General features: G+C 54.1%; 1 protein-coding gene. It reads right to left on the bottom strand.

The window, feature by feature from the left end:
- Positions 1–568: hypothetical protein (locus AC1D12_RS34740; protein WP_477845589.1), on the bottom strand; the 568-nt coding region annotated here is incomplete at its 3' end.
- Positions 569–676: the final 108 nt, after the last annotated feature.

The following is a 676-nucleotide window of genomic DNA, read 5'->3' as shown; positions in this document are numbered from 1 at the left end:
GAGTCAGGCTCTTGATATGTGAGATCGCAGCCTGGAGATCGGAATAAATGCCAAGAATGCCTTCCGAATCCAACTCGAGGATCGCCCGGCTGAGTGCCGTCTCCTCTCCTCCGTTTCCCCACAGCCAATAAAGCTTTGAGGTCGCCGATGGAGAGCGACCGAGATCAAATCCAGGAGAGAGAGAATTCGGGAGAAGAGCATGATCGCTCACCGGTGAATTCAAGGTCCCCGGTGGTGTGACCATGAACTCGTAGCAACTGCTGCTGTCAAAGACCTCCAAGGCCGCTCCCGGCACCGGAATGAGTTTGGTTGGGCTCCGCTCATGCAACAAGATGACCCTGATCAAGGAGCCTGCTTTCTGACCAAGCTTGCTACCTTCGAGTATTTTCCCGCGAAAGCTGGGGAGTACGATGATCTCGATTTTCGTGAACTTGGAAAGAGAGGGCGGAATCGTTGCCATGTAGGCGGGAAACCAAATGACTTTGGCAGATTCTTTTAACCGCGAGTAAGAGGTATGTTGTTCGATCGCCTTGTCGACATCTTCGGGGGCATGCTCGTCCAGTCTCAAGATGGTGTGCTGAGGTGCTCCTGAACTGGATGATCCATCGGGGGTAGACGGGATCGAGGAGACGCTGTGATCAGCGAGCGACATGATATATGGCAGCCCGGGGAGCTG

It is taken from the genome of Rhizobacter sp. P1_G5 (assembly GCF_056405435.1).
The sequence above is the reverse complement of the archived record's forward strand: the minus strand, read 5'-3'. Positions and strand labels throughout refer to the sequence as shown.